Raw genomic sequence first — 6,326 nt, forward strand, 5'->3', positions numbered from 1 at the left:
CGCCGCCGACATCTCCGACTACATCGTCGGCTTCTACAACAGCCGGCGCCTGCACTCAACCCTGGGTTATCTGCCTCCCAATGTCTATGAACGACAAATGGCCGAACGTGCCCTTATCGAGGTGTCCGAAATTACTTGACCAGCACAAACAGCCGAGGACAGAAACCCTTCTTGTCCCCTCTCCCTCTGGGAGAGGGTTAGGGTGAGGGCCCGCAGCTTTCGCACCCGCAGCTACACATCAACCGCCGAGGGCCCCCTCACCCCTGCCCTCTCCCAGAGGGAGAGGGAGTGAATTCCGGACCACCGCATCGCGCTCGGCTTTTGCTCAGCCCCTTTTTTTGTCCCCGCTCCCGCTCCCGATTGCCCCTTGTGGATGCGCCGAGGAGCGCAGGTTCAGGCGGATCAGGGATCGCGTTGTTTGAGCGAAGCGAGTTTAGCGAGACCCCGCCTGAACCGAGCACCGCAGGTTGCCCCGTAGCGAAGCGCAGGGGACGCAGGAGCCAGGGTCGCCTTTTGGTATTCGCGTAACTTCGCTTCGCGAAGTGAGCGAATCCCCACTGCGTGAACTTTGCTTACGTTCTTTTGGCGAAGCAAAAGAAAGTAAGTCGCCCGCCGGGGCGAGACCCGGCCAGCAGGACTATGCAAGGGCGAGGCGCGCAAGCCGGCGCAAGACCCGGCCTCAATCCTGCCCATCCCCATTGCTGGCCCGGCTACTCCGCCAGATAGCCCGCACCAACCACACCCCGCCAGCCATGGCGCCCATAAACCCCAGGAAACCAAAGGCGGGCAGGCCGAACAGCGTGGGGCCGCCCTTGACGGTCATCACGATGGACGAGCCGATGATGAGGGCGGCGATCACCAGGGCCATCGCCAGGCGGTTGGCGGCGCGGTCCAGCTGGTCGCCGACGCGTTTGAGGTGGGCCAGCTCTATGCCCACCTGCACGCGGCCGCGGCGCGCGTTGCGCAGCAGGCGCGACAGGTCGTGCGGCAGCTGGCCGGCCAGCGCCAGCGCGCGGCTGAAGGTCTGCCAGCCGCGGGCCGCCAGGGCCTTGGGCTGGTAGCGGGCGCGCACCACCTGCCGCAGCAGCGGCGTCGCTTCGGTGGCCATGTGAAAGCCGGGGTCCAGCCCGCGGCCCATGCCTTCGAGCGAGATGAACGCCTTGATCAGCAGCGCCAGGTCGGAGGGCAGGCCCAGGTGGTGCTCCCGCAGGATGGCGGTGACGTCGGACAGCATCTGCCCCAGGCTGAGCTGGGCCAGCGGCGTGCCGTGGTACTGGTCGACAAAGGCTTCGATTTCGGCCTCGAGCTGGGACAGGTTGACGCCGTGCTCGTCGCCGGTCCAGTCGAGCAGCACGTCGGCCACGGCCTGCGGCTGGCGCTCGACCAGGCCCAGCAGCAGCTGCAGCAGCTCTTCGCGGCGCCGCTCGGTGAGGTGGCCGACCATGCCGAAGTCGATGAAGGCGATGCGGTTGCCGGGCAGGTAAAACACATTGCCGGGGTGCGGGTCGGCGTGGAACAGGCCGTCTTCCACAATCATCTTCAGCACCGCGCGGGCCCCGCGGCGGGCCAGTTCGCCGCGGTCGTAACCGGCCTCGGGCGTGAGCCGGTCCAGCGCGCCGCCGGGCACGCCGTCGACCAGGTCCTGCACGTTGACGCGCGTGCCGGTGTGGGCCCAGTGCACGCGCGGGATCACGATGTAGGGCAGGGCCGCCATGTTGGCGGCGATGCGTTCGGCATGGCGGCATTCGGCGGCCAGGTCGAGCTCGCGGCGCAGCGACTTGGCGAGCTCGCGCACCAGCTGCTTGAGGCGGTAGGGCTTGAGGGCCGGCAGCTCGGCCTCGGCCAGCGCGGCCAGCCGCTCCATCAGGCGCAGGTCGGCCTCGATGACTTCGGTGATGCCGGGACGGCGTATCTTGACGATGACTTCGGTGCCGTCATGCAGTTGCGCGCGGTGCACCTGGGCGATGGAGGCGGCGGCCAGCGGCGTGGTGTCGAAGCGGGCAAAAACGGTTTCGGGCTCGCCGCCCAGGTCTTCGCGCAGCTGGGGCAGCAACAGCGCCAGCGGCACGGGCGGCACCTGGCTATGCAGCTTTTCGAACTCGGTGATCCATTCGGGGCCGAAGAGGTCGGCGCGGCCGGCCAGCACCTGCCCCAGCTTGACGAAGGTGGGGCCCAGTTCTTCCATGGCCAGGCGCACCTGTTCGGCGGGGCCGATGCGGGCCAGGTCGGCCGCGCCGTTCCAGTGCAGCGCATGGCCCGCGCGCTCCAGCTTGTCGGCCAGGCCCAGGCGCCGCACGCTGTCGCCAAAGCCGTGGCGAATCAACACGCCGGTGATTTCCGCCAGGCGCGCCATGTCGCGCGCTGCACCCAGGGTTTCGATGAGCATCCGCGGATGATAGTCCCGGCTTTTGCGCCGGGCTTGGCATTTGTCAAAGGGGCAGCGAACAGCAGGCGCCGGGGCACGCCCCCCGGGGGACGGCGGTCCTAGCCCGCCACCAGCCTCAGTGCCGTGATTTCGGAAGGCGCGCCAAAGCGCTTGGGCGGGCCCCAGTAGCCGGTGCCCCGGCTGGTATAGACCCAGAGGTTCTGCAGCTTATGCAGGCCCGCCGTGAACGGCTGCTGGAAGCGCACAAACAGGTTCCACGGATAGAACTGCCCGCCATGCGTATGGCCCGACAGCTGCAAATCAAAGCCGGCCTTGGCGGCCGCCGCGGCGCTGCGCGGCTGATGGGCCAGCAGCACGCGCACGGCGTCCAGCGGCGCGCCGCGCAGGGCGGCTTCCGGGTCGCTGCGGTGCGCCGGGTCGAAGTGGCCGGCGCTGTAATCCGTCACGCCGGCCAGCACCAGCGGCTTGCCGTCATCGCCCGGTGAGCGGATCACCACGTGTTCATTCAGCAGCACCGTCAAGCCCAGGCGGCGCAGCTCGTCGACCCAGGCGTGGGCGCCTGAGTAGTACTCGTGGTTGCCGGTCACAAAGTAGGTGCCGTGGCGCGATTTCAAATCGGCCAGCGGCGCGGTGTGGGCCGAGAGCTCCGCCACCTTGCCGTCCACCAGGTCGCCGGTGATGGCCACCACGTCGGCATCCAGTGCGTTGACCTTGTCGACGATGCGGCGCAAATAGGCCTGCTTGATGGTCGGCCCCACGTGGATGTCGCTGATCTGCGCCAGGGTAAAACCCTGCAGCGCGGGCGGCAGGCCCTTGATGGGCACGTCGACCCTGACCACGGCGGCGGTGCGCCGCGCATTCAAAAAGCCCAGCAGCGTGACCAGCACGCCCAGCAGCGGCACGGCCTCGGCCGAGGCAATGCGCAGCCATGCCAGCGGCAGGCGGCCGGGCGCCAGCATATCGGCCAGCCACAGCAACAGCAAACCAGCATCGCGCGCGACCGTCAACACCAGCATGGACGAGAACAAACCCATGAAGAGCAGGCCCACCCAGGTCAGCACGTCGGCCAGCGGTTGTTTGGCCACGCGCCCGGCCATCAGGCCCAAGGGCATCAGCAAGGCCGACAACACCAGGCCCGCGATCAGCAGCCACTGGCCAAGGGGATGGGCGTCAAGCCCGGGCACAAGGCGTGCGCCGATGTAAACATGGAGCAGCGCGGTTACAACCGCCAGCGGCAGAAAGTTCATGAAATGTCCAGAGTGATGAGCCCCGCATATGGGTGCATGCCGCATGCATTCAATGCCGGCGCGGCTTTTGGCGACGGACGGCCGGCGCGCACCAAGGCCGTGCACGCCGCCGGCAAGCGTTTCATGCGCTCACAAGTGCGACAAAGCGTGCGCGGGAATACGCGCCATCAGGGGCTACCCTCTGCCCTTGTTTTTCCATTGCCGATCCTCAGCCGGCCTCCTCCCGTCCATGCGCCTATGACCGTCGCCCTCCAGGCCACCACCCCCGCCACCTTTGAAATCAAGAGCGCCAACCTGCCCCTGGTGGCCTTGCTGCTCAAGTCCACCGACCTTGTCGCCCTGGCACGCGAGCTGGAAGCCCGCTTTGGCGACATCCCCGACTTCTTCGACCAGGACGCGCTGGTGATAGACCTCTCGCCGCTGCCGGAAGCTGCGGGCGAGGTCGACTTCCCTTTCCTCATCAGCCTGCTGGGCAGCTACCAGCTGGTGCCCCTCTGCGCCAAAGGCGGCAGCCCCGCGCAGATGGCGGCGGCCTTGCGGGCCGGCCTGCTGCCCGTGCCCGACGCGCACCTGGTGGCGCCGCGGCCCGCAGTGCCGGCGCCCGCAATGCCCTCCATGCCCGCAACGCCAACGCCCGTGCCCATGGAACCCCAGGGCGCGCTGGTCATCGACAAGCCGCTGCGCTCGGGCCAGCAGGTCTATGCGCGCGGCCGCGACCTGGTGGTGCTGGCCATGGTCAACGCCGGCGCCGAGGTCATTGCCGACGGCCACATCCACGTCTATGCGCCGCTGCGCGGCAAGGCCATGGCCGGCGCGCGCGGCAACACCGAGGCGCGCATCTTCTCGCTCGCGCTCGAGGCCGAGCTGCTGTCGATCGCCGGCGTCTACCGCACCAGCGAACACCCGCTGCCGCCCGGCATGGCCGGCAAGCCCACGCAGGTGCGGCTGGTGCCTGGCGATGAAGGCGACAAGCTCGTGATGAATGTCATGGAAGCCTGAACACGCAAGCCCGGCTGCTTCACCCCACAACCTCTCTCCCGTTCTCCAAGGAAATTCAAGCATGGCAAAAATCATTGTGGTCACCTCCGGCAAGGGCGGCGTGGGTAAAACCACCACCAGCGCCAGCTTTGCCACCGGCCTGGCGCTGCGCGGCCACAAAACCGCCGTCATCGACTTCGACGTCGGCCTGCGCAACCTGGACCTCATCATGGGCTGCGAACGCCGCGTGGTCTACGACCTCATCAACGTCATCCAGGGCGAAGCCACGCTGAACCAGGCGCTCATCAAGGACAAGCAGTGCCACAACCTGTTTGTGCTGGCCGCCTCGCAGACCCGCGACAAGGACGCGCTGACCAAGGCCGGCGTCGAGAAGGTGCTCAAAGACCTGGGCGAGATGGACTTCGAATACATCGTCTGCGACTCCCCCGCCGGCATAGAGACCGGCGCGCTGATGGCCATGCACTTCGCCGACGAAGCCCTGGTGGTGACCAACCCCGAGGTCTCCTCGGTGCGCGACTCCGACCGCATCCTCGGCATGCTGTCAAGCAAGACCCAGCGCGCGATCGCCGGCGGCGACCCCATCAAGGAACACCTGCTGATCACCCGCTACAACCCCGGCCGCGTCGACCAGGGGCAGATGCTCTCGCTCGACGACATCCAGGACATCCTGCGCATCAAGCTCATAGGCGTGATCCCCGAATCCGAGTCCGTGCTGCAGGCCTCCAACCAGGGCGTGCCCGCCGTGCACATGCAGGGCAGCGACGTCTCCGAAGCCTACAAGGACGTGGTCGACCGCTTCCTCGGCGACAAGGACAAGCCCATGCGGTTCATCGACGCGCAAAAGCCCGGCCTCTTCAAACGCTGGTTCGGGGGGAAGTGATCCATGGCGTCTTTCCTTTCCTTCCTGCTAGGCGAAAAGAAAAAAACCGCCAGTGTTGCCAAAGAACGTTTGCAGATCATCCTGGCGCATGAGCGAACGGGGCGCGGGCATGAGCCTGACTACCTGCCCGCGCTGCAGCGGGATTTGATCGCGGTGATTGCCAAATACGTCCGGATCAATCCGGAGGACATCAAATTGCATTTGGAGCGGCAGGATAACCTTGATGTGCTTGAAGTGAAGATTGAGTTGCCTGACAAGAAGTGAGAAGTGAGGCCGGGTCTTGCGCCGGCGGGCTCGCCTGTGCCTTTTGCTGAGGCTTGCTGGCCGGGGTTGCCCGGCGGCAACTCACTTTTCTTTGCTTCGCCAAAGAAAAGTAAGCAAAAGAAAGGCGACCCTGGTTGCTGCGTCCCTCCGCTGCGCTCCGGGCAACCTGCGGTGCTCGGTCCAGCCGGGGTCAAAAACAACTCGCCTGCGGCTCAAACAAGTTTTTGCCCTTATCCGTCTGGCCCTGCGCTCCTCGGCGCATCCACAAGGGGTGGAAGCGGGGAGAAGAAATACCAAACAGCCGAAGAGAGAACCCCGAATACTGAAACCACAAGGACACGCCATGGCGTGTCCTTGTTTGTATTGGTCTTGGTTTCTTTGTCTTCTGTCCCCGCTCCCGCTCCCGATTGCCCCTTGTGGATGCGCCGAGGAGCGCAGGTTCAGGCGGATCAGGGATCGCGTTGTTTGAGCGGAGTGAAACGCAGCGAGTTTAGCGAGACCCCGCCTGAACCGAGCACCGCAGGTTGCCCCGGAGCGAAGCGCAGGGGAC

The 6,326-nt window shown here is 66.3% G+C and carries 6 protein-coding genes; 4 read left to right on the forward strand and 2 right to left on the reverse strand.

Annotated features, from left to right (window positions below):
* Positions 1 to 139, forward strand: a 139-nt coding sequence (locus tag ACLV74_RS25045; RefSeq protein WP_411878256.1) for an IS3 family transposase, incomplete at its 5' end; no start/stop codon positions are given.
* 540 nt (positions 140 to 679) lie between these two features.
* Here the strand turns inward: ACLV74_RS25045 and ACLV74_RS25050 are convergent.
* Both ACLV74_RS25050 and ACLV74_RS25055 read right to left on the reverse strand, forming a co-directional pair.
* Positions 680 to 2,386 (reverse strand): ABC1 kinase family protein, encoded by a 1,707-nt coding sequence (locus ACLV74_RS25050; protein WP_411882129.1) that lies wholly within the window; start codon positions 2,384 to 2,386, stop codon positions 680 to 682.
* 98 nt (positions 2,387 to 2,484) lie between these two features.
* Positions 2,485 to 3,633 (reverse strand): metallophosphoesterase, encoded by a 1,149-nt coding sequence (locus ACLV74_RS25055; protein ID WP_411882130.1) that lies wholly within the window; start codon positions 3,631 to 3,633, stop codon positions 2,485 to 2,487.
* A 237-nt stretch (positions 3,634 to 3,870) separates the two neighbouring features.
* Here ACLV74_RS25055 and minC point away from each other — a divergent pair, with 237 nt between their 5' ends.
* The 3 genes from minC (at position 3,871) to minE (ending at position 5,776) form a co-directional block, all read left to right on the forward strand.
* Positions 3,871 to 4,632, forward strand: coding sequence for a septum site-determining protein MinC (minC, locus tag ACLV74_RS25060; RefSeq protein WP_411882131.1), 762 nt, complete (start codon positions 3,871 to 3,873; stop codon positions 4,630 to 4,632).
* A gap of 61 nt (positions 4,633 to 4,693) precedes the next feature.
* Positions 4,694 to 5,512, forward strand: coding sequence for a septum site-determining protein MinD (gene minD / locus ACLV74_RS25065; protein WP_411882132.1), 819 nt, complete (start codon positions 4,694 to 4,696; stop codon positions 5,510 to 5,512).
* Between the two features lie 3 nt (positions 5,513 to 5,515).
* Positions 5,516 to 5,776, forward strand: coding sequence for a cell division topological specificity factor MinE (gene minE / locus ACLV74_RS25070; RefSeq protein ID WP_411882133.1), 261 nt, complete (start codon positions 5,516 to 5,518; stop codon positions 5,774 to 5,776).
* The last annotated feature ends 550 nt before the right edge of the window (positions 5,777 to 6,326 follow it).

The sequence above is a fragment of the Polaromonas sp. YR568 genome (assembly GCF_943369415.1).
Taxonomy (GTDB): domain Bacteria; phylum Pseudomonadota; class Gammaproteobacteria; order Burkholderiales; family Burkholderiaceae_C; genus Polaromonas.

Coding starts and splice junctions, on each gene's coding strand:
- minD (WP_411882132.1), top strand. CDS start 4,694: ATGGCAAAAATCATTGTGGTCACCTCCGGCAAGGGCGGCGTGGGTAAA.
- ACLV74_RS25050 (WP_411882129.1), bottom strand. CDS start 2,386: ATGCTCATCGAAACCCTGGGTGCAGCGCGCGACATGGCGCGCCTGGCG.
- minE (WP_411882133.1), top strand. CDS start 5,516: ATGGCGTCTTTCCTTTCCTTCCTGCTAGGCGAAAAGAAAAAAACCGCC.
- minC (WP_411882131.1), top strand. CDS start 3,871: ATGACCGTCGCCCTCCAGGCCACCACCCCCGCCACCTTTGAAATCAAG.
- ACLV74_RS25055 (WP_411882130.1), bottom strand. CDS start 3,633: ATGAACTTTCTGCCGCTGGCGGTTGTAACCGCGCTGCTCCATGTTTAC.